Origin of the sequence: Synechococcus sp. CS-1326, assembly GCF_025128115.1 — a bacterium.
Lineage (GTDB): Bacteria > Cyanobacteriota > Cyanobacteriia > PCC-6307 > Cyanobiaceae > Regnicoccus.
This window is the reverse complement of sequence record NZ_JAHLYV010000026.1, coordinates 52,288-72,335: the sequence shown is the minus strand read 5'-3', so window position 1 is coordinate 72,335 and position 20,048 is coordinate 52,288. Positions and strand designations below refer to the sequence as shown.

Sequence of the window (20,048 nt, the reverse complement as noted above, 5' to 3'; positions counted from 1 at the left end):
TCAACCGTAGAAGGCCGTCGATGACAGCGACTTCAAGCGGAACTGGCCGCGGCATCGGCATCCGCACCGCTGCCGGCAGCAACGAACGCAGCCATGGTCAGCTGCACGTCTATGACGGCGAAGGCAAAGGAAAGAGCCAGGCGGCCCTTGGCGTTGTATTGCGAACAATCGGACTGGGAATCTGTGAGCGCAGACGCACCCGGGTCCTGCTGCTGCGATTTCTGAAGGGGCCAGGGCGCTCCTACGATGAAGATGCGGCCATCGAAGCCCTGCAGCAGGGCTTCCCCCACCTGATCGATCAGGTGCGAACCGGCCGGGGTGACTTCTTCACTGCCGCAGAAGCCAGCCGCTTCGACCGCCAGGAGGCGCAGCGCGGCTGGGACATCGCCAAGGGGGCCATTGCCAGTGCCCTGTACTCCGTGGTGGTGCTCGATGAGCTCAATCCCGTGCTCGATCTCGGCCTGCTCGACACCAGCGACGTGGTGAAGACCCTCGCCGCCAAGGCGGAGGGGATGGAGGTGATCGTGACGGGCCGGGGAGCTCCGCTGCCTCTGGTGCAACTGGCCGATCTTCACTCGGAGATGCGGGCCCATCACCATCCCCAGGCCAGGGATGCCGGCCTGGCCGGCATCGAGATCTACACCGGTGATGGCAAGGGCAAATCCACCAGCGCCCTGGGCAAGGCACTGCAGGCGATCGGCCGGGGCATCAGCCAGGACAAGAGCCACCGGGTGCTGATCCTGCAATGGCTCAAAGGCGGCAGCGGCTACACCGAAGATGCGGCGATCGCCGCCCTGCGCGAAAGCTTTCCCCACCTGGTGGATCACCTGCGCTCCGGGCGCGATGCCATCGTCTGGCGCGGCCAGCAGCTTCCGATTGATTACGTGGAAGCCGAGCGAGCCTGGGAAATCGCCAGGGCGGCGATCGCCAGCGGCCTCTACAAAACGGTGATCCTCGATGAGCTCAATCCCACCGTGGACCTTGAGCTCCTCCCGGTGGAGCCGATCGTGCAGACGCTGTTGCGCAAGCCCGCCGAAACGGAGGTGATCATCACCGGCCGCTGCAAGAACCCCCCGGCCTACTTCGATCTGGCCAGCGTGCACTCTGAAATGGTCTGCCACAAGCACTACGCCGAGCGGGGAGTGGAACTCAAACGGGGCGTCGACTACTGATCCGGCCCAGCCTGGAGCTGGATCAACCGGGTCAGGATCACGGCTCAGGGTGATGGGTCATGGTCATGGGTCAGGGTGATGGGTCAAGGCGAGGGTCAATAGAGCGGAACAGAGGGATCCACTTCCCTGCTCCAGGCATTGATGCCCCCGTCCACGTTGACACCCTCGATGCCATGGCGCTGGAGGGCTAGCAGGGCCTTGGCGGAGCGTCCCCCGAGCTTGCAGTGAACGTGCAGCTGCTTGCCGGCGGCCAGCCGCCGAACTTCCTCCACGGCTTCGCCGCTCTCGATCCGATCGAGGGGGATCAGCACCGCGCCCGGGATCACGGCGATTTCCGCCTCGGGCGGGTTGCGCACATCCAGAAGCAGCAGCTCGGCCGGTTGGCGGTCCAGCAGTGCCTTGAGATCGGTCACCGAAATCCCCCGCATCGCACCCGCTTCCTCTATCCCCGGCGCCGAGCCGCCGACACCGCAGAACTCCTGATAATCAATCAGCCTGTCGATCACCGGCCGCTCCGGACTTGGCCGCAGCTTCAGCTCCCGGAAAGACATCTTCAGAGCATCGAAGAGCAACAACCGGCCGCTCAGGCTGGTGCCGATGCCGGTGATGATCTTCACCGCCTCGGTGGCCTGGATCATGCCGATGATCCCGGGCAGAACACCCACCACCCCCCCTTCCGCACAGGAAGGGACCATGCCAGGCGGGGGGGGCTCGGGGAACAGATCGCGGTAGTTGGGGCTGGCCGCATCGAGGTTGAACACGGTGGCCTGACCTTCGAAACGGAAGATCGAGCCGTAGACGTTCGGCTTGCCGAGCAGCACGCAGGCGTCGTTGACCAGGTACCGGGTGGGGAAGTTATCGGTGCCGTCGCAGACGAGGTCGTAGGGCTCGATGATCTCCAGCGCATTCTCACTGGTGAGAGCGGTCTCGTAGAGATCCACCTGGCAGTGGGGATTGATTTCGTGGATCCGGTGCTTCGCCGATTCGATCTTCGGCTTGCCCACCCAGCTGGTGCCGTGGATCACCTGGCGCTGCAGATTGCTGGTGTCGACCACATCGAAATCAACGATGCCGAGCCGGCCGACCCCTGCTGCAGCGAGGTAGAGCAACAGTGGTGAACCCAGTCCACCGGTGCCGACGCAAAGCACCGAGGCGGCTTTGAGGCGCTTCTGGCCCTCCATGCCCACCTCCGGAAGGATCAGGTGTCGGGAGAACCGCGCCACCTCATCTGGACTGAGCTGAATGCCGGTGGTATCAGGAGGAAGCATGGTCAGAAGGCCGCGGCCATGGGCAGCCGCCTGGCGCGGCCATCCCCCTAGTGTCCCAAATCCCCGATCCGGATGGTCAGGGGGCGGGCAGCCGCCATCTGCTCAGCGGGATCGTCATCCCCAGCCGTGAGCCACCAGGCCCGGATGGTCACGCCGGCTGGTTCGAGGGGCGAAGACTGGCCAGTGGCCCCGGCGATCAGCATCAAGGTGGGAGCCACCGCCAGGCTCCGGTCCAGCGGCGATGGAACCGGCTGACCGCCTGGATGGGAGTGGGCCGTGCCGATCAGCTGCCAGCCGCGCTGACGCCCCCACTTCTGGGCCATCAACTGCTCACGCGGATCAACCGCGAAGCGGCCGTGGCGCTCGGAAGGGGGATCCCACACGTTCAGGCAAGGCCAGACAGCTGCGATCCAGATCGGTTCCGGGCCGGCCATCGCCCCGATCGACGGGCGACATGTAGCTCCAAACCATGGCCCCAGCAGCAGAGCGCAACTTTCTCTGGGGGTTTCGGCCGTGAGAATCGCCTCCAGCAAGGTCAGCTGATCCCGATCGATGTGCAGCAGCTCTGGCCAGGTCTGTTCCACACCGATACCTTATGGGTTTGAATCCCAGATCCATCGCCTCTCCCTTGATGAGCGAAGCCAGCACCGAGCAGCAGGAGGAAACCGTGTCAGGAGAGCAAACTGTGTCGAGCGGATCTGCTGAAGGATCAGCAACCGACTCCGGCGTGAACTTCACGGAGCGCTACAGCGAAATCCTCGGCAAAATCAACCAGAGCCTCGACCGGGTCGACTGGAGTCAGGCCGGCCGCATCGGCAAGGCAGGAGGAATTCTTCTGGCCGTGATCGTCGCCCAGATCCTGATCAAGGGTGTGCTCGACACGATCAATCTGTTGCCGGTGATCCCCGGCCTCCTGGAGCTGCTGGGATTGGTGATCGTCGGTCAGTGGAGCTGGCACAACCTCACCACCAGCGAGAAGCGCTCCGCCGTGGTCAGCCGCCTGCAGACCCTTCGCCAGGAGTATCTGGGCTGAGCCCCAGCCATGGGCGGCGGTCCACCAATCTCACCGGAGACCAGCCCGTTGCAGCGATCCGATCAGGCTTGGCTGGGAGGGACGCGCATCAGCAGCTGCTCAACCGAGCTTTCCACCTGGTTCCAGTAGCCACCTCCGAACAGGTTGGCATGGTTGAGGAGGTGGTACAGGTTGTAGGCAGAACAGCGCTGCTCATGGCCTTCGGGCAGCGGCCACTCAGCGCCATAGCCCTGGAAGAAGGGCTCAGGGAAGCCACCGAACAAGCGGGCCATCGCCAGATCCACCTCCCGGTCACCGCGATACACCGCAGGATCGAACAGGGCGCCGCAGGCACGGCCTGAAGCCAGCAGGGCGACGTTGCCGCTCCACAGATCACCATGCACCAGACACGAAACTGGCTGGTGGCCGTTCAGCCAGGCTGGAAGCCGCCGGAGGAGGGTCTGCAGTGGCCCGGCCAACCGGGATCCCGCCGGGTTGTGGGCCGCCAGGGCCCTCTCGAGCTGGGGCCTGATCCGGCGTTCTGCAAAGAAGTGCCCCCAATCGGAGCACCAGCCGTTGGGCTGGGGGCCGGAACCGATGAAATTGTCCTGGTTCCATCCGAAAGCCACCGACTCCTGGCCACTGCTGCGGCGATGCAACCTGGCCAGCGCCGCCCCCAGCTGCCGCCACCCCTCGCCTGAACCAGCTGGGGCCAGCTGGAGCCACTCCATCACCAGCAGGGCCCGCCCGCCCTCCAGGCCGCAGAACAGCGGCGCGGGAACCAGCAGCTCAGCATCCGCCAACGGTGCCAGGGCCCTGAGGCCAGCGGCTTCAGCAGCCAGCACCGGCAGGGCTGCGGCGCTGTTGGTCTTGGCGAACAGGCGCCGGCCATCGGCCAGCTCCAGGCACCAGGCCCGGTGGATGCAGCCGCCGGCCACCGCACTGCTGCTGAGCAGGGTGGTGGCGAGCTGCCGCTCGGTCCAGCCGCTCAGTTGCTGTGCCATCGGCCCACCTCGCCAGGCTGCCAGCATGCCTTCTTCCTGTTAACCAGGCCGCATGGCCCCAAGCCGAATCGCTGCCGAGGCCCACGCCGATGTGGTGGTGGTGGGGGCAGGGATCGCTGGCCTCACGGCCGCTTCCCTGCTGGCCAGAGAGGGGTTGCAGGTGGAGCTGCTGGAGGCCCACCACCAGAGCGGCGGCTGCGCCGGCACCTTCCGCCGCGGTGCCTACACCTTCGATGTGGGCGCCACCCAGGTGGCCGGGCTGGAGCCCGGCGGCATCCACGACCGCCTCTTCCGCCAGCTGGGCGTGGAGCCACCGGCAGCCACACCGCTCGATCCCGGCTGCCTGGTGGATCTCGCCGACGGCAGCACCCCGGTCGCCCTCTGGCGCGACCCCGAGCGCTGGGCTTCCGAGCGGCAACGGCAGTTCCCGGGCTCAGAGCGGTTCTGGAGCCTCTGCCAGGCCATCCACCAGGCCAACTGGGGCTTTGCCGGTCGTGAGCCGGTGCTGCCGCCCCGCAACCTCTGGGACCTGGGCCAGCTGCTGGGGGCGCTGCGGCCGGCCAACCTGGCCAGTGGCCTGCTGACAGGGGCGAGCGTGGCCGATCTGCTCTGGCTCAGCGGCTGCGCTGCCGATCCACGGCTGCGGCGCTTCCTTGATCTGCAGCTGCGGCTCTATTCCCAGGAACCGGCCGAGCGCACCGCCGCCCTGTATGGAGCCAGCGTGCTGGCGATGGCCCAGGAGCCCCTCGGGCTGTGGCATCTGGAAGGTTCGATGCAGGGGTTGAGCAGCGCCCTGGAGCAGGCCCTCTCAGCAGCGGGCGGCAGGCTGTGGCTGCGGCACCGGGTGACGGGACTGGGGCCCGCGCCAGGGGGAGGTTGGCAGCTGGAGGGGGAAGGCCCCGGGGGGCAACCGTTCCAGCTGCACGGCAGGGAGCTGATCTGCACGGCGCCACCCCAGGCCCTGACGGCGTTGCTGGGGGAGGCCCTGCCACCTGGGTACAGGCGTCGCCTGGAGGGCTTCGGGGATCCCAGCGGCGCCCTGGTGCTCTACGCGGCGGTCGAGCGCAGCGCCCTGCCAGGCGACTGTCCCGCCCATCTGCAGCTCGACTGGGCCGACCCCGGCTCCCTGTTCGTGTCGGTGAGCCGCGAGGGCGATGGCCGGGCGCCAGCGGGAGAAGCCACTGTGATCGCCAGTGTGTTCACTGCGGCGCGGCCCTGGTTCGAGGGCGACGCATCCAGTTATCTCGCCCGCAAACAGAAGGCGCTGGCGGGCCTTCAGGCCGGGCTCAGCCAATTGCTGGGGCTCACCACGGCGCATTACCGCCACGCTGAGCTGTCCACTCCGCGCAGCTTCGAGCGCTGGACAAGTCGGCCCTTCGGCTTCGTGGGCGGGCTGGGCCAGCAGCCTTCCCGCTTCGGCCCCTTCGGGCTGGCCAGCCGCACCCCCCTGCCGGGCTTCTGGCTCTGCGGCGATGCGATCTATCCCGGCGAAGGCACCGCGGGCGTCAGCCTCTCGGCGCAGATGGTCTGCCGGCAGCTGCTGGCGGGGCGGGGGAGGGAGCCATCGCCGCCCTGAAGCAGATGGATGCTTTGGATGGCTCTGGAAAAACAGCTGCGCGTCACAGAAAGGGAGGTCGCAACTGACGGCACTGCTCGAGCTCAGCCGCCAGTTGCGGCCAGTGCTGCTGCTGAACAAGGCACTCCAGCTCCTCCAGCGCCTTGCGGTAATGCGCCAGACCCTGCAGCACCGCTTCCCGATTACACCGGGCCATCAGGGTGCCCAGCTCCGGGTTGCCGGCCCCCACCCGCGTGGTGTCGGCGAAACCGCTGGAGGCGAGCGAACGCGCCAGAGCTGGAACGGCACCGGCAGCGGCGGCGCCCCCCCGATCCGCGGCCAGGAGCAAGGCGGCACTCACCAGCACCGGCAGATGCGAAATCAGCGCCACCGCCCGGTCGTGGTCGGAGGCGGCGCATTCCAGCCACTGCGCGCCAACCGCTTCGGCCAACTCCCTCACCATCGCCAGGGCGGCAGGGTCGGTCGCCGGGGCAGGGGTGGCGACCCAGGGGCGGCCGCAGAAGAGATCGGGCTGGCCGGCCTCCACACCGGCTGCCGCCGTGCCCGCCATCGGATGGCTGGCCACGAAACGGGGGACCAGATCGTGCCAGGCCGCCAGCACCGGCCCCTTCACCGAGCCCACATCGGTGATCACAGCACCGGGCGGCAGCGCGGCGACCAGCTCCGGCGGCGGATCGAGCAGCCGATCGAGCGGCAGGGCCAGCACCACCAGGCCACAGCCCGCCAGCACACTGGGTTCGGTGCTGATCCTTGAGGCCAGGCCCCGTTGCCGGGCCCGCTCGGCCGTGGCCTGCCGGTGCACCAGAGCCCGCACCTCCAGACCCCGGGCCAGCAGATCAAGGCCGAGGGATCCGCCGATCAGCCCCAGCCCGACCAGGCCCACCGGATGCTCTCGCCACTGGGTTGTCATCATCGGCACGGCTCTCTGGGCTCAGCTTCCTACGATTCGCCGATGTTGGAAGCCCGGGCCCACCACCAGCTCAAGCATCTGCTTCGGCAGGAAGGCGGTGGCGACTGGCCCCATCACCTCACGCTCTGCCGGCTGGTGGGGCGCAGCCTGCGACGGGCCGACCACACCTTGATCCGGCTGGCCGCCGGCAGTGATCCCAACTGGCTCGTTGGCCTGATGGTGCCCCTGGCGATGGGGGAAGTTTCTGTTGCCCTTGTGGCAACGGAGGCCATGCGCCGCAGGCTGCTGCAGGTGGAGCTGCCGCGGCTCCGCGCCGCCGGCCTGGCTCTGTCCTGCTGGGAAGGTGAAAAGGCGCCGGAGCAGGCCCGCCTCTGGCTGCTGAGTCACGAGGGTCTGCTCCGGGCCTGGCAAAGCGGTGAACTGGGAGCCCGGCAACTGGTGTTTCCGGAGGCGGAACTGGTTCAATCACGCCTGCGGGAAGCGCTCGAAATCAATCTGGAGAGCAGCCACTGGGAGCAGCTCCGCCGCTGCCTCCCGGCCGCAGACTCCAGCCTGCTCGCCCTGCATGAACGGCTGAGTCGACGCATCCTGAGCCAGCCAGCCGCTCCAAGCAACCAGGTGGCCGTGGCACCGGAGGACGAGGCCCCGCTTCGCCAGCTGCTCAGGTTGCTCGGTCCCCTGCCGGATCCCTGGCCGGCCTGGATGGCTGCGGACGATCGCCACTGGACCAGCTGGGCGACTGTGGATCGTCGCCAACTGCAGTGGCGACTGCATCGCCAGCCGCTCGAACCCCTCGAGGTCGCCGCTGGGCTGCTCGATGGACGGGGAACCGTGGTGGTCGGGCTGCTGGGGAAGGAAACGGGCTTGCCCGGAATCACACCCAAGGTGGTGGTGGACCTGGCCGAACCACCCCTGGCGGACCCGCTTCCCCTTTATGTGCCCTGGCGTCAGCCGTTACCGAACAGTCCCCACTACAGCGACCACCTGCTCGACCACAGCCGCCGCCTGGTGCTGGCCCAGACAGGCCTGAGCATCGTGCTGGTGGAAGATGCGTCGCTGCGGCTCACCCTGGCCAGTGGTCTCGCCGCCGAATTTGGCAGCCGTGTGGTGCACCAGAACACGGCACCGGCGAGCAACGGTGTGATCTGCTGCAGCTGGGGATGGTGGCTCGACCACCAGAACCGCCTGCCGCTGCCCTGTCAGGTGATCGTTGGGCCGTTACCGATCAGCAGCCTCGAAGACCCACTGACCGCCGCCAGGGTGGCCAATCTGCGCCAGCAGGGACGGGACTGGTTTCGGGAATTGTTGCTGCCCGAAGCCGTCCTCCAGCTGCAACGGGCCTCGGCGAGCCTGCGCAGGGCCACGGGCCGCCTGGCCCTGCTCGACGGCCGGGTGCGCAGCCGCAGCTGGGGACAGCAGGTTCTGACCAGTCTGGAACCGTGGGTCGAGTTGAGCAGGCTGCTACCCACCTAACCTTTGCCATTCCACCCGCCTGAACTGTGATGGGAGAAGCAAAGCGGCGCTCCGCCCAGGGCCTGCCTCCCCGCCAGACCAAAAGCGCCGAGTCCGCCAAAGACAATTCACCCCGGCTGGTGTCCTGGATTCCCCTCAGCCGCAACCAGGCAGATCGGTTCGTTCAACTCACCACCCGCGGCGCCTGGATCGGCATTGCAGCCCTGGTGCTGTTCTGGATCGCGGTTCGCTTCATCGGGCCGACGGCCGGCTGGTGGGAGCTCGCCGACGGCCGCTGATCGGTCGGGTGCGGATCTGAGTATTTTTACCTCCGCAAATCAAAAGAAAACATTAGAATCGGCTCATTCGGAACCGGTTTCAGATGTTCCAACGACTTGCAGAGCAATATCGGTGCCTGGTCCAGGATCTGGTCATGAGCCTCCAGGCTCTCTCCAGCTGCCTCCAAGCCAAGGGCATGGCAGCCACCTGCTACGTCTGCGGCGATGGCAAGGAAAGCCATGGTGCCTCCTTCGTAGCCGACCTCGGCGATGGACACATGGTCCGTTTCCTCGTCTCTGACTTCGGGATCAGCTGGGTGGAATCCCGCAATGGCCGGGAGCTGGTGAAGCTGGAGGGTGCCGAGGCAATTCAGGAACTGCAGAGGGTCACCCTCTTTCTTCAGGACGGTCTTCTCCCGACGCCCGCCGTTCTGGCTGTGGCGTCCGGCTGATCGCTCAGCTGGCTTCAGCCACGGCAATCACCGCTTCCGAATCAACGCCCACTGAGCCGGCAGCCAGTTTTGCGGCAGCAGCGGCCAGGGGCTTCATCGAGTTGGCCGTGACGTCGGCTCCCTCCGTGAGCTGGCGGCGAACTTCCTTTTCGATGGCCTCTTTCTGCTCGGGGTTTTGCTCCAGCCAGGTGATCGTGTTGTCACGACCCTGACCGATGTTGTCACCCTCGTAGCTGTACCAGGCACCTTTGCGTACCACCACGCCGGTTTCTTCCGCCAGATCCAGAACACAGCCAAGGGTGCTGATGCCCCGGCCGAAGAGGATGTCGAATTCGGCAATGCGGAACGGCGGTGCCACCTTGTTCTTCGCCACCTTGACCTTGGCCCGGATGCCGTATTCCTCCGTACCCCGCTTGAGGGTCTGGATGCGGCGGATGTCAAGCCGCACCGAGGCATAGAACTTCAGGGCATTCCCACCGGTGGTGGTTTCCGGATTGCCGTAGGTGACACCGATCTTCTGGCGCAGCTGATTCAGAAAGATCACCGTGCAGCCAGATTTGCCGATGTTGCCGGTGATCTTGCGCATCGCCTGGCTCATCAGGCGTGCCTGACTGCCGACCGCCAGATCGCCCATTTCCCCCTCGATTTCAGCCCGGGGAGTGAGGGCCGCCACCGAGTCGACCACGACGATGTCAACGGCGGCGGAGCGCACCAGCTGATCGACGATCTCCAGCGCCATCTCGCCGGTATCGGGCTGTGACACCAGCAGATTCTCAATATCAACGCCCAGGGCAGCCGCATAGACAGGATCAAGGGCATGTTCGGCGTCGACGAAAGCCGCCACACCGCCTCGCCGTTGCGCTTCGGCGATGGCATGCAGGGTGAGCGTGGTTTTGCCGGAACTCTCCGGGCCATACACCTCCACCACCCGACCCTTGGGGTAGCCGCCACCGAGGGCCAGATCCAGGGTGAGCGCCCCGGTTGACACGGTTTCCACCCGCATCCTGGAAGCGTCGCCGAGGCGCATGATCGAACCCTTGCCGAAGTTGCGCTCGATCTGGCCCAACACCAGATTCAAGGCCTTGTCGCGTTCCGAGCTGGCGGCGGCACTGGGACCAGCGGCGGCGGAACGGGGATGGGCAAGCCTCAGGTCAGTGGTCTTGGGGTCGGCGGGCATGGCGGAAGAGGAAAAGGAACAGGCAGCGGAGCGGCGATTCCGGCAGGGGAAGGGCCGCGAGCTCAGGGAACCAGTGCCACCAAGGGCGGGCGCTGTATCACTTGTGGGCAGGGAACCAGTCAGAAAACCGAATCGGCTGTGATGACCGGATCAGTTGCAAAAACTGGACCAGTTGCAAAAACTGGATCAGTTGCGAGCACCGGGCCGGGAGAAGCGATTGCGGCAAGCGGGAATTAGTACAGACGTACGCTAGCGGGTCAGGGCCAGATCGCCAAGGGGGCCCGGAAGGCGCTCGGCTCCAGCAGGGTGATCCCATCGGGCAGGTCGGCACCATCGCCGGGCTTGAGGTATCCCCACCCGGCCAGGAAGCAGCGCACCTGCTCCAGTCCAGGGGTGGCCCGCACGGTCTCCAGGGTGGGGCGGCGGTCTTCGATGAACCAAAGCGGACGCTGCCGTTCCCGCAACTGGAGCAGCACAGCCGGTTTGCTGCCCTGCTCATGGCCGTACAACTGCAGCGGCGCCAACTGCTCAGCGGCGAGCAGCTCGGCCGCAAAGGCTGCTCCCTTGGTGGTGAGCACAACCCAGTCGGCCCCTTCGCCGGCAAGGCCCTGCAGGCGCTCCTTCACCCCTGGGTAGAGACGGTGCAGGGCCAGCCACTGCGGCCGAACGGTGGCGATCGCCTGGCGACGCACCTCCTCCAGGGCCGCCTGCAGGGGCTGCGGTTGCCAACCCGTCTGGAGCAGCGCTCGGCGGAGGGCACCGGGATAATCAGCCTCGAAGGCCGCCGGGTCGAAGCCGGAGCGGCCCAGCTCCGCCGCCACCAGCACCATCTCCCAACCCTGGTGAATCAGGGGTCGCAGCCTGACGAACGCCTCAGGCAGCTGATCCGGGAGGACCAGGCCAGGCTTCAGGAGACAGGCGGCCTGACGGGAACTCCACCAGTACTCCGCCATGCCGTCAACCAGAACGCCATCGAAATCGAAGACAAGCAGGGGCCCGGAAGGCACGGAATCAGAAAGAAGACTGAAAAACTGGGCCGCTAGGATTCGAACCTAGGAATGGCGGGACCAAAACCCGCTGCCTTACCACTTGGCGACGGCCCAATGCACCGGTGGAGGCGAACGTCTCGGTACCGGGTGTCCTGCTAGTTACCCACAGCGGGCCGTCCTTCGTCAATCTCCGGTGCGCAGGCCGACGAGGTCGAGAGTCCCCCCGCGCCGGCCAGGGAAGAACCATCTCCGGGCGCCGCTGCTTGTCCCTGCCGCACTCCGATCCGGGCCGGGGGCAAACCTCCATCAACCTGAACCCGCTCAGCCCCCTGCCAACGCGACGGGACCGGAGCCGGCAAGGGTTCCCGGCTGCGACGCAACAGCCGCTCCACACCCCTGAGAATCTGAGGCAGGGTGTCGGTCTTGATCACCAGAATCGGCAGCCGAAGCTGCTGAGCCAGCCGCCGCACCTCCGGATCACGGCCCAGCTGCCTACGCAGGGCAAGCACTCCGTCGGCCTGCTCCAGAACGGCGACCCGCTCGACAGGCCAGCGGCGGCTGCGCACCACCTGATCGAGCAGCTGATCACTCACCCCGCAGCAATACAGGCTCAGGCGCTCCTCGCTGGGCCTGGGTTCCAGCCGGCGATGGGGCGGCGGCTGGAGGGGATCCGGCAGCGGCACCGGGGCGAAGGGGGTGCGAACGGAGGAGCGAGAGGAGAGGAGAGGTCGTCTGCGCGGGGGCAGCTCCAGTCCGGGAGACAGCGGCTGCTCCACCCGCAGCAGCCCAGCCGCATCGAGTTCACGAACCTGGGGCGTGGCGGGCTGCCCTCGCAACTGGCCATCGACGGTGCGGGCCACATCGGTATGAACCAGCCAGCGGCTGCGGCTGCGGATCTCCACTGCCAGTGGAAAGGTGGGTTCGGCGCGGCGTTCCAGCACGGTTTTCTGGCTGCCGCGCCGCCGTGCCTCCTCATCCCCGAGGGTCACCGACTGAATCCCACCGACCAGGTCGGAAAGGGTGGGATTGCGGATCAGGTTGGCGAGCTCATTGCCATGGGCCGTGGCCACCAGCATCACGCCCCGCTCGGCAATCGTGCGGGCGGCTCTGGCTTCCAGCTCGGTGCCGATCTCATCGATCACGATCACCTCCGGCATGTGGTTCTCCACCGCCTCGATCATCACCTGGTGCTGCAGCTCCGGCCGCGCCACCTGCATGCGCCGGGCCCGGCCGATGGCCGGGTGCGGAATGTCACCGTCGCCGGCGATTTCGTTGCTGGTGTCGATCACCACCACGCGCCGCTCCAGCTCATCGGCCAGCACCCTGGCGATCTCGCGCAGAGCGGTGGTCTTGCCGACACCCGGTCGCCCCATCAGCAACAGCGAATCACCGGAATCGAGCAGGTCGCGCACCATCGCCACCGTGCCGAACACGGCGCGGCCGACCCGGCAGGTGAGTCCCACCACCTCACCGGAGCGATTGCGGATGGCACTGATCCGGTGCAGGGTGCGCTCGATTCCGGCCCGGTTGTCGCCGCCGAAGGCACCAAGCCGTTCCACAACCGCCGCCAGATCGGCTCGCTCGACTGGCCGGGTTCCGAGCATCAGGGCACGGCCGGGGTAACGGGCCTCGGGACTCCGCCCCAGATCAAGCACCACCTCCAGCAATCCCTCCTGCCGGGCTGGGCTGGCCAGGGCCTGGCGCACCCCGGCCGGCAGAACCTCAAGCAAGGCTGCCAGGTCATCGGTGATCCGCCAGGGGCTGAACGGCTGGGTGGCGGCCATAACCGGTCCGGGAGGGGGAGCTGCAGGACCGATCGGGATCACGGGGCTGACGCTCCCCGCCGGATCGGCCCCCTGATCGCCAGTTCTAGCGATCAGGGGGCCAACCAGGGGCCAACCAGCCGACGGGCCCGCTCCAGGGCCAGAGGCCAGAGGGCGGCATCCTCGAGCAGGCGGCGGCCACCCCGCTCCGCCTCAAGCATCAATGGCTGGAGCAGGGAACGGGCCATTCCACCGAAGGCCACTCCACCGGCTTGAGCCCGGGCGGCGAGGGCGGAGCCCGCCTGGCGCCGGAGCAACGGCAAGGTCAGCCCGTTGGTGCCACCCGCCAGCTGCAGCGGTCCAGGCGGCGCCAAGGGCCGCATGGCCGTGAGCAGTCGCAACGCCGCATGGGCGGTGCCGTCCCCGATGTCCCCACTCATCGGCCGGCCGTCCAGCTGCCAGATCGGACACAGCTGGTGGTGGCGCAGCAAGGCGAAACGCTGCCAGAGCTCCCTGCTGGTGGAGCTGGCAGGATCAGGGCCCTCTCCCCAGCCACAGCTCACCGCCAGATGCCTGAGCGGCAGACCTGAGGCGATCACCTGATCGAGGCGAAGGGCGAAAGACTCGCCCCGCCCGGGCTGGGTATGGAGCTCGACCAGATCGGGCTTCAACCGGGCCAGAAGCGGAGCAACCTGGGCGGCTGAGAGGACCTGGCCTCGCTCCTCGATCAAGCCCTGGGGACAGACAGGAAGACAGCGACCACATCCGTAGCAGCTCTCGGCCCGGACACCCCCCTCAGCAGCGATCGCCAGGGCCGGACAGACCCGCTGACACGGACGTGGACAACGGGGCGGGCAGCGGAGCGGATCGAACCAGGCCTTGCGAAAATGGGGATCCTCACCATCGCTGAGGCTGACCATCAGCCAGGGACGGCTCGGAGTGGCCGAATCAGACTGATCGAGCCCCCAGCCGATGCCCCGTCGGGCTGCAGCCACCACCGCAGGATCGGCCGCCACATCAATGCAATGGACACCGGCCAGGGTATAGATCCCACACAGGTCTTCGATGCCGGCGGGATCCTGGTTGCTGGCACCGCAGATCAGCTTGACCCAGTGGCCATGGGCCAGGGCCTGCTCAGGCCGCACACAGCTCCAGTGGCTCCCAGCGCAGGCTGCGCGAACCCCCCATCTCCGCAACGATCTTCAGGCGCGGTTCCCGCCGGGTCAGGGAGCAGAGCGAAGCGCGCTCTGCGGCTGAAAGGACCTGGGCCTCCAGCAACCAGAGCAGAATGGGGCTGTCGCCCTCAAGCAGGGATCCGAGCTGAGGCATCACCCGCTGGACCGTGCCGACGGCAGCACCACGGCCGACACTGTGATGACCAAGGTGGGGAGGTCGGATCCCGTGCGACTCGAACAGAAAAGCTTCGGGGTCACCAAGACCCCGCGCCGAGGTCATCTGGGCGCGGTAGCCACTTGCCCGCAGGCGGCGCAGCAGACGGGTTTCGGCGCCACCTTCCAGCGGGGCGTAGAGCGCGAGCGCTCCGGCCTGCTCCAGGTCGGCACGGAAGCGACGGCCACTGAGCAGCAAGGGCATGGGAAGGTCCGCACCAATGGGTCCGATTCTGACAGGAGAACCCCTTGAAAATGGTTGGGTTGATCGTGAGGTATGTTGAATGACTGTGCAATTGATCTGCGCCCGTCCGCTAGCCGGGCCTCCGGATCTCTGCGCGGAGTCATCGCTGGCGATGACTCCTTTCGAGGCAAACCCATTTCCTGATCCACTCCCTCGTCTGAGTTGAATTTCAACCCACCGGTTGAACCAGCCCAGCCACAGGAATCCAGGATTTGGCGGGAAACTGTCGCTCGGTTTCGATCGAGCGGGAAAGTCCCGGCCTGCTGTTTCGCTCCACCGCTAGCTCAATCGGTCTTGCCCTGAACTGTTCACTGAACTGCTCAGGTCAAAACCGCGTCAGACCCAGTCAGGCCGCGTCAGACCCTGTCAGACCCAGCCATCCAAGTCGGACCAAAGCGAGTTCCACGAAGCAGCCCCAGGTCTTTCCGGTTCATCATTGAACGGGGAAGCATTGTCCTTGCTGGCGTCCATCCCATCCCATGTCCATCGGCATTCTCGGGAAGAAACTGGGTATGTCCCAGTTCTTCACGGCAGAAGGCAAGTCCATCCCGGTCACCTTGATCGAGGCGGGTCCCTGCCGCATCACCCAGGTCAAAACCCCAGCCTCCGACGGTTACACAGCCGTTCAGCTCGGCTTCGGCGAGATTCGCGAGAAACTCGTCAACAAGCCGGCCACCGGCCACCTGGCCAAATCCGGCCCCAATCCGCTGCGCCATCTCACCGAATACCGGCTCAACTCGGTTGACGGCCTGGAGCTCGGAGAAGAAATCACGGTTGAGCGTTTCGAAGCCGGCCAGAAGGTCGACGTCAGCGGCGACACCATGGGGCGTGGCTTCAGTGGTTATCAGAAGCGGCACGGCTTCAGCCGTGGTCCGATGAGCCACGGTTCGAAGAATCACCGGCAGCCCGGTTCGACCGGAGCGGGCACCACCCCCGGCCGGGTCTATCCCGGCAAGCGGATGGCCGGCCGCTACGGCGGCAAGCAGACCACCACCCGGGGCCTCACGATCCTCAAGGTCGATTTTGAGCGCAACCTTCTGGTGGTCAAGGGTTCGGTGCCGGGCAAGCCCGGGGCCCTGCTCAACATCCGCCCCGCCAAGCGGGTCGGTGACAAGGAGGCGAGCTGAGAATGTCAACCATGATTCAATGCGTCATTCGTGATTGGCAGGGGAAGGAGGCTGGTGAAGCCTCTCTCAACCTGAAGGTCGCCAAGGATTCGTCAGCGGCCGGCCTGGTGCACCGCGCCGTGGTGCGGCAATTGGCCAATGCGCGCCAGGGCACTGCCAGCAGCCTCACCCGCGCCGAAGTGCGCGGTGGCGGTCGCAAGCCCTACAAGCAGAAAGGCACCGGTCGGGCCCGTCAGGGCTCGATCCGCACCCCGCTCCGCCCAGGCGGCGGCGTGGTGTTCGGTCCCAAGCCACGCTCCTACGCCGTTTCGATGAACCGGAAGGAGCGGCGGCTTGCCCTGCGCACGGCGCTGATCAGTCGGGCCGCCGACATCACGGTGGTGAAGGGATTCGCCACAGCCCTCGAAGCACCCAAAACACGGGAGATCGTGGCAGCCCTGCTGCGCTGGGACATCCCGGCCACCGACAAGGTGCTGCTGGTGCTCGATGCCCCATCCGAGGTGGTGCGCCTGTCGGTGCGCAATCTCGAAAAGGTGAAACTGATCGCTGCCGATCAGCTGAACATGTTCGATCTGCTCAATGCCAAGCGATTGGTGCTGAGCGAGGAGGCACTGGCCAAGATTCAGGAGGTCTACGGCGATGACTGAACGTTTTGAAGGTCGGCTGGCGGACGTGATCCGCAAGCCGCTGATCACCGAAAAGGCCACCCGTGCTCTGGAACTCAACCAGTACACCTTTGAGGTGGATCATCGGGCCGCGAAGCCCGACATCAAAGCCGCCGTCGAGCAACTCTTCGACGTACGGGTGATCGGGGTGAGCACCATGAATCCCCCGCGTCGGTCCCGCCGCGTCGGGCGGTTCGCCGGCAAGCGTGCCCAAGTGAAGAAAGCGGTGGTCCGTCTTGCCGCAGGCAACAGCATCCAGCTCTTCCCAGAGGCCTGAGGGAACTGAACCGTTATGGCAATTCGCAACTACCGTCCCTACACCCCCGGCACCCGCGGTCGTGCCGCCAGTGACTTCAGTGAAGTCACTGAGCGGAAACCGGAGCGGAGCTTGGTCATGGCCAAGCACCGCAACAAAGGTCGCAACAACCGCGGTGTGATCACCTGCCGTCACCGCGGTGGTGGCCACAAGCGTCTCTACCGGATGGTCGACTTCCGCCGCGACAAGCACAACGTGGTGGCCAGAGTGGCCGCCATCCACTACGACCCCCACCGCAACGCCCGGCTGGCCTTGCTCTTCTACACCGACGGCGAAAAGCGCTACATCCTGGCTCCGGCCGGGATTGAGGTGGGCCAGACGGTGGTTTCGGGTCCGGAAGCACCGATCGAAACCGGCAATGCCTTACCGCTCTCCTCCATTCCACTTGGCTCCAGCGTTCACAACGTTGAGCTCTACGCCGGGCGTGGTGGCCAGATGGTTCGCACCGCCGGAGCCAGTGCCCAGGTGATGGCCAAGGAGGGCGACTACGTCGCCTTGAAACTGCCTTCCACGGAAGTCCGGCTGGTACGCCGCGAGTGCTACGCCACCCTGGGCGAAGTGGGCAACGCCGAGGTCCGCAACACCAGCCTCGGCAAAGCCGGCCGCAAACGCTGGCTGGGCCGCCGTCCCGAGGTGCGCGGCAGTGTGATGAACCCCTGCGATCACCCCCACGGTGGTGGTGAGGGTCGGGCACCGATCGGCCGCTCCGGCCCGGTCACCCCCTGGGGCAAACCTGCCCTGGGCCTCAAAACCCGTAAGCGGAACAAGCCGAGCAATCGGTTTGTGCTGCGCAAACGTCGCCGCACCTCCAAGCGGAGCCGTGGCGGACGGGATTCGTGATGGCCAACAACCCCGTTTTGCACTCTGCTTAAACCGCCATGGGACGTTCACTCAAAAAAGGACCTTTTGTTGCCGATCACTTGCTGCGTAAGGTCGAAACGCAGAACAGCGCCGGCGACAAATCCGTGATCAAGACCTGGTCACGGGCTTCGACGATTCTGCCGATGATGATCGGCCACACAATCGCTGTTCACAACGGCAAGAGCCATGTGCCCGTCTACGTGACGGAGCAGATGGTGGGCCACAAGCTGGGGGAGTTCGCCCCCACCCGCACCTTCCGCGGCCACATCAAGGACAAAAAAGGTGCCCGTTAAGGAGCGAAACACCATGGCCAATCCAACCTCCACCAGCCAAGAAGCCCGCGCCCACGGCCGCTACATCCGCGGTTCCGTATCGAAGGTGCGTCGGGTGCTCGACCAGATTCGCGGCCGCTCCTATCGCGAGGCGCTGATTCTGCTTGAGTTCATGCCCTACCGCTCCACTGGTCCGATCACGAAGGTGCTGCGTTCTGCAGTTGCCAACGCGGAACACAACCTGGGCCTTGATCCCGCCTCCCTGGTGATCAGCACGGCCATCGCCGACATGGGTCCATCCCTGAAGCGATTCCGTCCACGCGCCCAGGGGCGAGCCTTCGCCATCAAAAAACAAACCTGCCACATCAGCATTGCTGTGGCAGCACCCATCACCTGACCCCCGAGGACACCGACCGATGGGACACAAGATCCATCCAACCGGCCTGCGCCTGGGGATCACCCAGGAACACCGCTCGCGCTGGTATGCACCCAGCAAGACCTATCCCCTCCTGCTTCAGGAGGATGATCGGATCCGCAAGTTCATCCACAAGAAGTACGCCAGTGCCGGCATCAGCGACGTGTTGATCGCCCGCAAGGCCGATCAGCTTGAAGTTGAGCTCAAAACAGCTCGCCCCGGCGTGCTTGTCGGCCGCCAGGGCAGCGGGATCGAAGATCTGCGCACCGGAATCCAGACCACCCTCGGGGATCGCCACCGCCAGGTGCGCATCAACGTTGTGGAAGTGGAGCGGGTCGATGCCGACGCTTTTCTGCTGGCCGAGTACATCGCCCAGCAACTTGAGAAGCGCGTGGCCTTCCGCCGCGTCATGCGGATGACCGTTCAACGTGCCCAGCGGGCCGGTGTGCTGGGATTGAAGATTCAGGTGAGCGGTCGCCTCAACGGCGCTGAGATCGCCCGCACTGAATGGACCCGCGAAGGACGTGTGCCGCTGCACACTCTCCGAGCCGATATCGACTACGCCACCAAGGTGGCCACCACCACCTATGGAGTGCTCGGTATCAAGGTCTGGGTGTTCAAAGGGGAAGTGCTACCCGGGCAGAAGGAACAGCTGCCTGCGGATGGAGCCGCCCGACGCCGCACCAGCCGGCGTCCACAAGAATTTGAAGACCGCTCCAACAAGGAGTGATCAGGAGACCTGAATCATGCTGAGTCCACGTCGCGTCAAATTCCGCAAACAGCAGCGAGGCCGCATGTGCGGCACCGCTACCCGGGGCAACACGATTGCCTTCGGTCAGTTTGCATTGCAAGCCCAGGAATGTGGCTGGATCACTTCCCGCCAGATTGAAGCCAGCCGCAGGGCCATGACCCGCCATGTCAAGCGGGGAGGGAAAATCTGGATTCGGATCTTCCCTGACAAGCCCGTCACGATGCGTCCTGCCGAAACCCGCATGGGCTCCGGTAAGGGCAACCCGGAATTCTGGGTGGCCGTGATCAAACCCGGTCGCATTCTCTTTGAGATGGGCGGTCCGGAAATCACCGAAACCATCGCCAAGGAGGCGATGCGCCTGGCTCAGTACAAACTGCCGGTCAAAACAAAATTCCTGGCCCTGGATGACCAGGCACCCGTGTCCACTCCAGAACCCGTTCTGGAAACCGTCCTCTCCGGGGACTCCTGACCATGGCCCGTCCTGACATCACCGAGGTCCGCAACCTCACCGACGCCGAGATCCAGGAACAGATCAGTGGCTGCCGCCGCGAACTGTTCGACCTCCGCTTCCAGCAGGCCACCCGCCGCCTGGAGCAACCACACCGCTTCAAGCAGAGCCGCATCAAGCTGGCCCACCTGCTGACGGTGCAGAAGGAGCGTCAGCGCTCCGCCCTGTCCGCCTCCTGATCCCCCTCATACCAACCATGGCACTCAAGGAAAGGGTCGGCACCGTCGTCAGCGACAAGATGGACAAAACGGTGGTGGTGGCGGTCGAAAACCGCTTCCCCCATCCCATCTATCAAAAGACCGTCAGCCGCACCACCCGCTACAAAGCCCACGACGAGGAGAACCGCTGTCAGGTGGGGGATCGGGTTCGGATCACCGAAACCCGTCCGCTCAGTCGCACCAAGCGCTGGGCCGTGGCCGAGGTTCTCAATCCATCCGGCGCAAGCTGA

25 protein-coding genes and 1 tRNA gene are annotated in these 20,048 nt (G+C 65.9%); 16 read left to right on the top strand and 10 right to left on the bottom strand.

The annotated features are described in order from the left end of the window. Window positions 1-20 precede the first annotated feature (20 nt). On the top strand, window positions 21-1,172 hold the full coding sequence (locus KQ307_RS09985; RefSeq protein WP_259700806.1) for a cob(I)yrinic acid a,c-diamide adenosyltransferase: 1,152 nt from the start codon (window positions 21-23) through the stop codon (window positions 1,170-1,172). Window positions 1,173-1,267: 95 nt separating this feature from the next. On the opposite strand, the gene moeB is transcribed toward KQ307_RS09985, so the two are convergent. Together moeB and KQ307_RS09975 are read right to left on the bottom strand one after the other, a co-directional pair. Further along, window positions 1,268-2,440, bottom strand: a complete 1,173-nt coding sequence (gene moeB, locus KQ307_RS09980; RefSeq protein WP_259727866.1) for a molybdopterin-synthase adenylyltransferase MoeB — start codon at window positions 2,438-2,440, stop codon at window positions 1,268-1,270. Between the two features lie 47 nt (window positions 2,441-2,487). Next, the gene (locus KQ307_RS09975; RefSeq protein WP_259700804.1) at window positions 2,488-3,024 is read right to left on the bottom strand and encodes a M67 family metallopeptidase; all 537 of its coding nucleotides are present in this window, start codon (window positions 3,022-3,024) and stop codon (window positions 2,488-2,490) included. A 47-nt stretch (window positions 3,025-3,071) separates the two neighbouring features. Here KQ307_RS09975 and KQ307_RS09970 point away from each other — a divergent pair, with 47 nt between their 5' ends. Next, the gene (locus tag KQ307_RS09970) at window positions 3,072-3,473 is read left to right on the top strand and encodes a CAAD domain-containing protein (protein WP_259700803.1); all 402 of its coding nucleotides are present in this window, start codon (window positions 3,072-3,074) and stop codon (window positions 3,471-3,473) included. 62 nt (window positions 3,474-3,535) lie between these two features. Here KQ307_RS09970 and KQ307_RS09965 read toward each other — a convergent pair whose 3' ends face one another. Further along, complete coding sequence (locus KQ307_RS09965) at window positions 3,536-4,456, bottom strand: fructosamine kinase family protein (protein WP_259700802.1); 921 nt, start codon at window positions 4,454-4,456, stop codon at window positions 3,536-3,538. A 52-nt stretch (window positions 4,457-4,508) separates the two neighbouring features. Here KQ307_RS09965 and crtD point away from each other — a divergent pair, with 52 nt between their 5' ends. After that, the gene (crtD, locus tag KQ307_RS09960; protein WP_259727865.1) at window positions 4,509-6,032 is read left to right on the top strand and encodes a C-3',4' desaturase CrtD; all 1,524 of its coding nucleotides are present in this window, start codon (window positions 4,509-4,511) and stop codon (window positions 6,030-6,032) included. 43 nt (window positions 6,033-6,075) lie between these two features. Here crtD and KQ307_RS09955 read toward each other — a convergent pair whose 3' ends face one another. Next, entirely contained in the window at window positions 6,076-6,942 is an 867-nt protein-coding gene (locus KQ307_RS09955; RefSeq protein ID WP_259700830.1) for a prephenate/arogenate dehydrogenase, read from the bottom strand. A 42-nt stretch (window positions 6,943-6,984) separates the two neighbouring features. Between KQ307_RS09955 and KQ307_RS09950 the strand changes: the two genes are divergently transcribed. From KQ307_RS09950 to KQ307_RS09940, 3 genes are all read left to right on the top strand, one after another. Continuing rightward, on the top strand, window positions 6,985-8,415 hold the full coding sequence (locus tag KQ307_RS09950; protein WP_259700800.1) for a helicase: 1,431 nt from the start codon (window positions 6,985-6,987) through the stop codon (window positions 8,413-8,415). Between the two features lie 29 nt (window positions 8,416-8,444). Then, the gene (locus KQ307_RS09945) at window positions 8,445-8,693 is read left to right on the top strand and encodes a DUF2839 domain-containing protein (protein WP_259700799.1); all 249 of its coding nucleotides are present in this window, start codon (window positions 8,445-8,447) and stop codon (window positions 8,691-8,693) included. 83 nt (window positions 8,694-8,776) lie between these two features. After that, entirely contained in the window at window positions 8,777-9,124 is a 348-nt protein-coding gene (locus KQ307_RS09940; protein ID WP_259700798.1) for a DUF1815 family protein, read from the top strand. A gap of 4 nt (window positions 9,125-9,128) precedes the next feature. Here KQ307_RS09940 and recA read toward each other — a convergent pair whose 3' ends face one another. The 6 genes from recA to KQ307_RS09910 all read right to left on the bottom strand — a co-directional run bounded on the left by recA (window position 9,129) and on the right by KQ307_RS09910 (window position 14,646). Next, window positions 9,129-10,301 carry a recombinase RecA gene (recA, locus tag KQ307_RS09935; RefSeq protein WP_259700797.1) on the bottom strand — a complete coding sequence of 391 codons (1,173 nt, stop codon included), beginning with the start codon at window positions 10,299-10,301 and terminating at the stop codon, window positions 9,129-9,131. Window positions 10,302-10,558: 257 nt separating this feature from the next. Beyond that, window positions 10,559-11,308: an HAD family hydrolase gene (locus tag KQ307_RS09930; RefSeq protein WP_259700796.1), complete on the bottom strand. Its 750-nt coding sequence runs from the start codon at window positions 11,306-11,308 to the stop codon at window positions 10,559-10,561. 24 nt (window positions 11,309-11,332) lie between these two features. Continuing rightward, window positions 11,333-11,404 (bottom strand) — tRNA-Gln (locus KQ307_RS09925). 41 nt (window positions 11,405-11,445) lie between these two features. After that, complete coding sequence (locus KQ307_RS09920) at window positions 11,446-13,074, bottom strand: AAA family ATPase (protein WP_259700795.1); 1,629 nt, start codon at window positions 13,072-13,074, stop codon at window positions 11,446-11,448. A 92-nt stretch (window positions 13,075-13,166) separates the two neighbouring features. Then, the gene (locus tag KQ307_RS09915) at window positions 13,167-14,198 is read right to left on the bottom strand and encodes an LdpA C-terminal domain-containing domain (protein ID WP_259700794.1); all 1,032 of its coding nucleotides are present in this window, start codon (window positions 14,196-14,198) and stop codon (window positions 13,167-13,169) included. Next, window positions 14,188-14,646 carry an NAD(P)H-quinone oxidoreductase subunit N gene (locus KQ307_RS09910; RefSeq protein ID WP_259700793.1) on the bottom strand — a complete coding sequence of 153 codons (459 nt, stop codon included), beginning with the start codon at window positions 14,644-14,646 and terminating at the stop codon, window positions 14,188-14,190. Before KQ307_RS09910 ends, KQ307_RS09915 begins: the two co-directional genes overlap by 11 nt. Before the next feature lie 518 nt (window positions 14,647-15,164). On the opposite strand from KQ307_RS09910, the gene rplC reads away from it, so the two are divergent. The 10 genes from rplC to rpsQ are packed head-to-tail and all read left to right on the top strand — an operon-like array spanning window position 15,165 to window position 20,048. Then, window positions 15,165-15,812 (top strand): 50S ribosomal protein L3, encoded by a 648-nt coding sequence (gene rplC / locus KQ307_RS09905; RefSeq protein ID WP_259700792.1) that lies wholly within the window; start codon window positions 15,165-15,167, stop codon window positions 15,810-15,812. An 11-nt stretch (window positions 15,813-15,823) separates the two neighbouring features. Beyond that, window positions 15,824-16,459 carry a 50S ribosomal protein L4 gene (rplD, locus tag KQ307_RS09900; RefSeq protein ID WP_259727864.1) on the top strand — a complete coding sequence of 212 codons (636 nt, stop codon included), beginning with the start codon at window positions 15,824-15,826 and terminating at the stop codon, window positions 16,457-16,459. Next, entirely contained in the window at window positions 16,452-16,754 is a 303-nt protein-coding gene (locus tag KQ307_RS09895; protein ID WP_259700790.1) for a 50S ribosomal protein L23, read from the top strand. Before rplD ends, KQ307_RS09895 begins: the two co-directional genes overlap by 8 nt. A 15-nt stretch (window positions 16,755-16,769) precedes the next feature. Next, entirely contained in the window at window positions 16,770-17,633 is an 864-nt protein-coding gene (rplB, locus tag KQ307_RS09890; protein WP_259700789.1) for a 50S ribosomal protein L2, read from the top strand. 38 nt (window positions 17,634-17,671) lie between these two features. Then, on the top strand, window positions 17,672-17,947 hold the full coding sequence (rpsS, locus tag KQ307_RS09885; protein WP_255089353.1) for a 30S ribosomal protein S19: 276 nt from the start codon (window positions 17,672-17,674) through the stop codon (window positions 17,945-17,947). Between the two features lie 13 nt (window positions 17,948-17,960). Continuing rightward, window positions 17,961-18,323 (top strand): 50S ribosomal protein L22, encoded by a 363-nt coding sequence (rplV, locus tag KQ307_RS09880; protein WP_259700788.1) that lies wholly within the window; start codon window positions 17,961-17,963, stop codon window positions 18,321-18,323. Between the two features lie 19 nt (window positions 18,324-18,342). After that, window positions 18,343-19,071 (top strand): 30S ribosomal protein S3, encoded by a 729-nt coding sequence (gene rpsC / locus KQ307_RS09875; protein ID WP_259700787.1) that lies wholly within the window; start codon window positions 18,343-18,345, stop codon window positions 19,069-19,071. 16 nt (window positions 19,072-19,087) lie between these two features. Continuing rightward, window positions 19,088-19,561, top strand: coding sequence for a 50S ribosomal protein L16 (gene rplP, locus KQ307_RS09870; protein WP_259700786.1), 474 nt, complete (start codon window positions 19,088-19,090; stop codon window positions 19,559-19,561). 2 nt (window positions 19,562-19,563) lie between these two features. Further along, window positions 19,564-19,779, top strand: coding sequence for a 50S ribosomal protein L29 (gene rpmC, locus KQ307_RS09865; RefSeq protein ID WP_259700785.1), 216 nt, complete (start codon window positions 19,564-19,566; stop codon window positions 19,777-19,779). A gap of 17 nt (window positions 19,780-19,796) precedes the next feature. Further along, on the top strand, window positions 19,797-20,048 hold the full coding sequence (gene rpsQ / locus KQ307_RS09860) for a 30S ribosomal protein S17 (RefSeq protein WP_255089359.1): 252 nt from the start codon (window positions 19,797-19,799) through the stop codon (window positions 20,046-20,048).

What these genes read in the sequence shown, in the direction of transcription:
- rplV (WP_259700788.1), top strand. Translation starts at nt 17,961, where the DNA reads ATGGCCAATCCAACCTCCACCAGCCAAGAAGCCCGCGCCCACGGCCGC.
- KQ307_RS09895 (WP_259700790.1), top strand. Translation starts at nt 16,452, where the DNA reads ATGACTGAACGTTTTGAAGGTCGGCTGGCGGACGTGATCCGCAAGCCG.
- KQ307_RS09910 (WP_259700793.1), bottom strand. Translation starts at nt 14,646, where the DNA reads ATGCCCTTGCTGCTCAGTGGCCGTCGCTTCCGTGCCGACCTGGAGCAG.
- rplB (WP_259700789.1), top strand. Translation starts at nt 16,770, where the DNA reads ATGGCAATTCGCAACTACCGTCCCTACACCCCCGGCACCCGCGGTCGT.
- rpsC (WP_259700787.1), top strand. Translation starts at nt 18,343, where the DNA reads ATGGGACACAAGATCCATCCAACCGGCCTGCGCCTGGGGATCACCCAG.
- rplC (WP_259700792.1), top strand. Translation starts at nt 15,165, where the DNA reads ATGTCCATCGGCATTCTCGGGAAGAAACTGGGTATGTCCCAGTTCTTC.
- KQ307_RS09985 (WP_259700806.1), top strand. Translation starts at nt 21, where the DNA reads ATGACAGCGACTTCAAGCGGAACTGGCCGCGGCATCGGCATCCGCACC.
- rpsS (WP_255089353.1), top strand. Translation starts at nt 17,672, where the DNA reads ATGGGACGTTCACTCAAAAAAGGACCTTTTGTTGCCGATCACTTGCTG.
- KQ307_RS09920 (WP_259700795.1), bottom strand. Translation starts at nt 13,074, where the DNA reads ATGGCCGCCACCCAGCCGTTCAGCCCCTGGCGGATCACCGATGACCTG.
- KQ307_RS09965 (WP_259700802.1), bottom strand. Translation starts at nt 4,456, where the DNA reads ATGGCACAGCAACTGAGCGGCTGGACCGAGCGGCAGCTCGCCACCACC.
- KQ307_RS09940 (WP_259700798.1), top strand. Translation starts at nt 8,777, where the DNA reads ATGTTCCAACGACTTGCAGAGCAATATCGGTGCCTGGTCCAGGATCTG.
- rpsQ (WP_255089359.1), top strand. Translation starts at nt 19,797, where the DNA reads ATGGCACTCAAGGAAAGGGTCGGCACCGTCGTCAGCGACAAGATGGAC.
- moeB (WP_259727866.1), bottom strand. Translation starts at nt 2,440, where the DNA reads ATGCTTCCTCCTGATACCACCGGCATTCAGCTCAGTCCAGATGAGGTG.
- KQ307_RS09955 (WP_259700830.1), bottom strand. Translation starts at nt 6,942, where the DNA reads ATGACAACCCAGTGGCGAGAGCATCCGGTGGGCCTGGTCGGGCTGGGG.
- recA (WP_259700797.1), bottom strand. Translation starts at nt 10,301, where the DNA reads ATGCCCGCCGACCCCAAGACCACTGACCTGAGGCTTGCCCATCCCCGT.
- rplD (WP_259727864.1), top strand. Translation starts at nt 15,824, where the DNA reads ATGATTCAATGCGTCATTCGTGATTGGCAGGGGAAGGAGGCTGGTGAA.
- KQ307_RS09950 (WP_259700800.1), top strand. Translation starts at nt 6,985, where the DNA reads ATGTTGGAAGCCCGGGCCCACCACCAGCTCAAGCATCTGCTTCGGCAG.
- crtD (WP_259727865.1), top strand. Translation starts at nt 4,509, where the DNA reads ATGGCCCCAAGCCGAATCGCTGCCGAGGCCCACGCCGATGTGGTGGTG.
- KQ307_RS09945 (WP_259700799.1), top strand. Translation starts at nt 8,445, where the DNA reads ATGGGAGAAGCAAAGCGGCGCTCCGCCCAGGGCCTGCCTCCCCGCCAG.
- rplP (WP_259700786.1), top strand. Translation starts at nt 19,088, where the DNA reads ATGCTGAGTCCACGTCGCGTCAAATTCCGCAAACAGCAGCGAGGCCGC.
- KQ307_RS09970 (WP_259700803.1), top strand. Translation starts at nt 3,072, where the DNA reads ATGAGCGAAGCCAGCACCGAGCAGCAGGAGGAAACCGTGTCAGGAGAG.
- rpmC (WP_259700785.1), top strand. Translation starts at nt 19,564, where the DNA reads ATGGCCCGTCCTGACATCACCGAGGTCCGCAACCTCACCGACGCCGAG.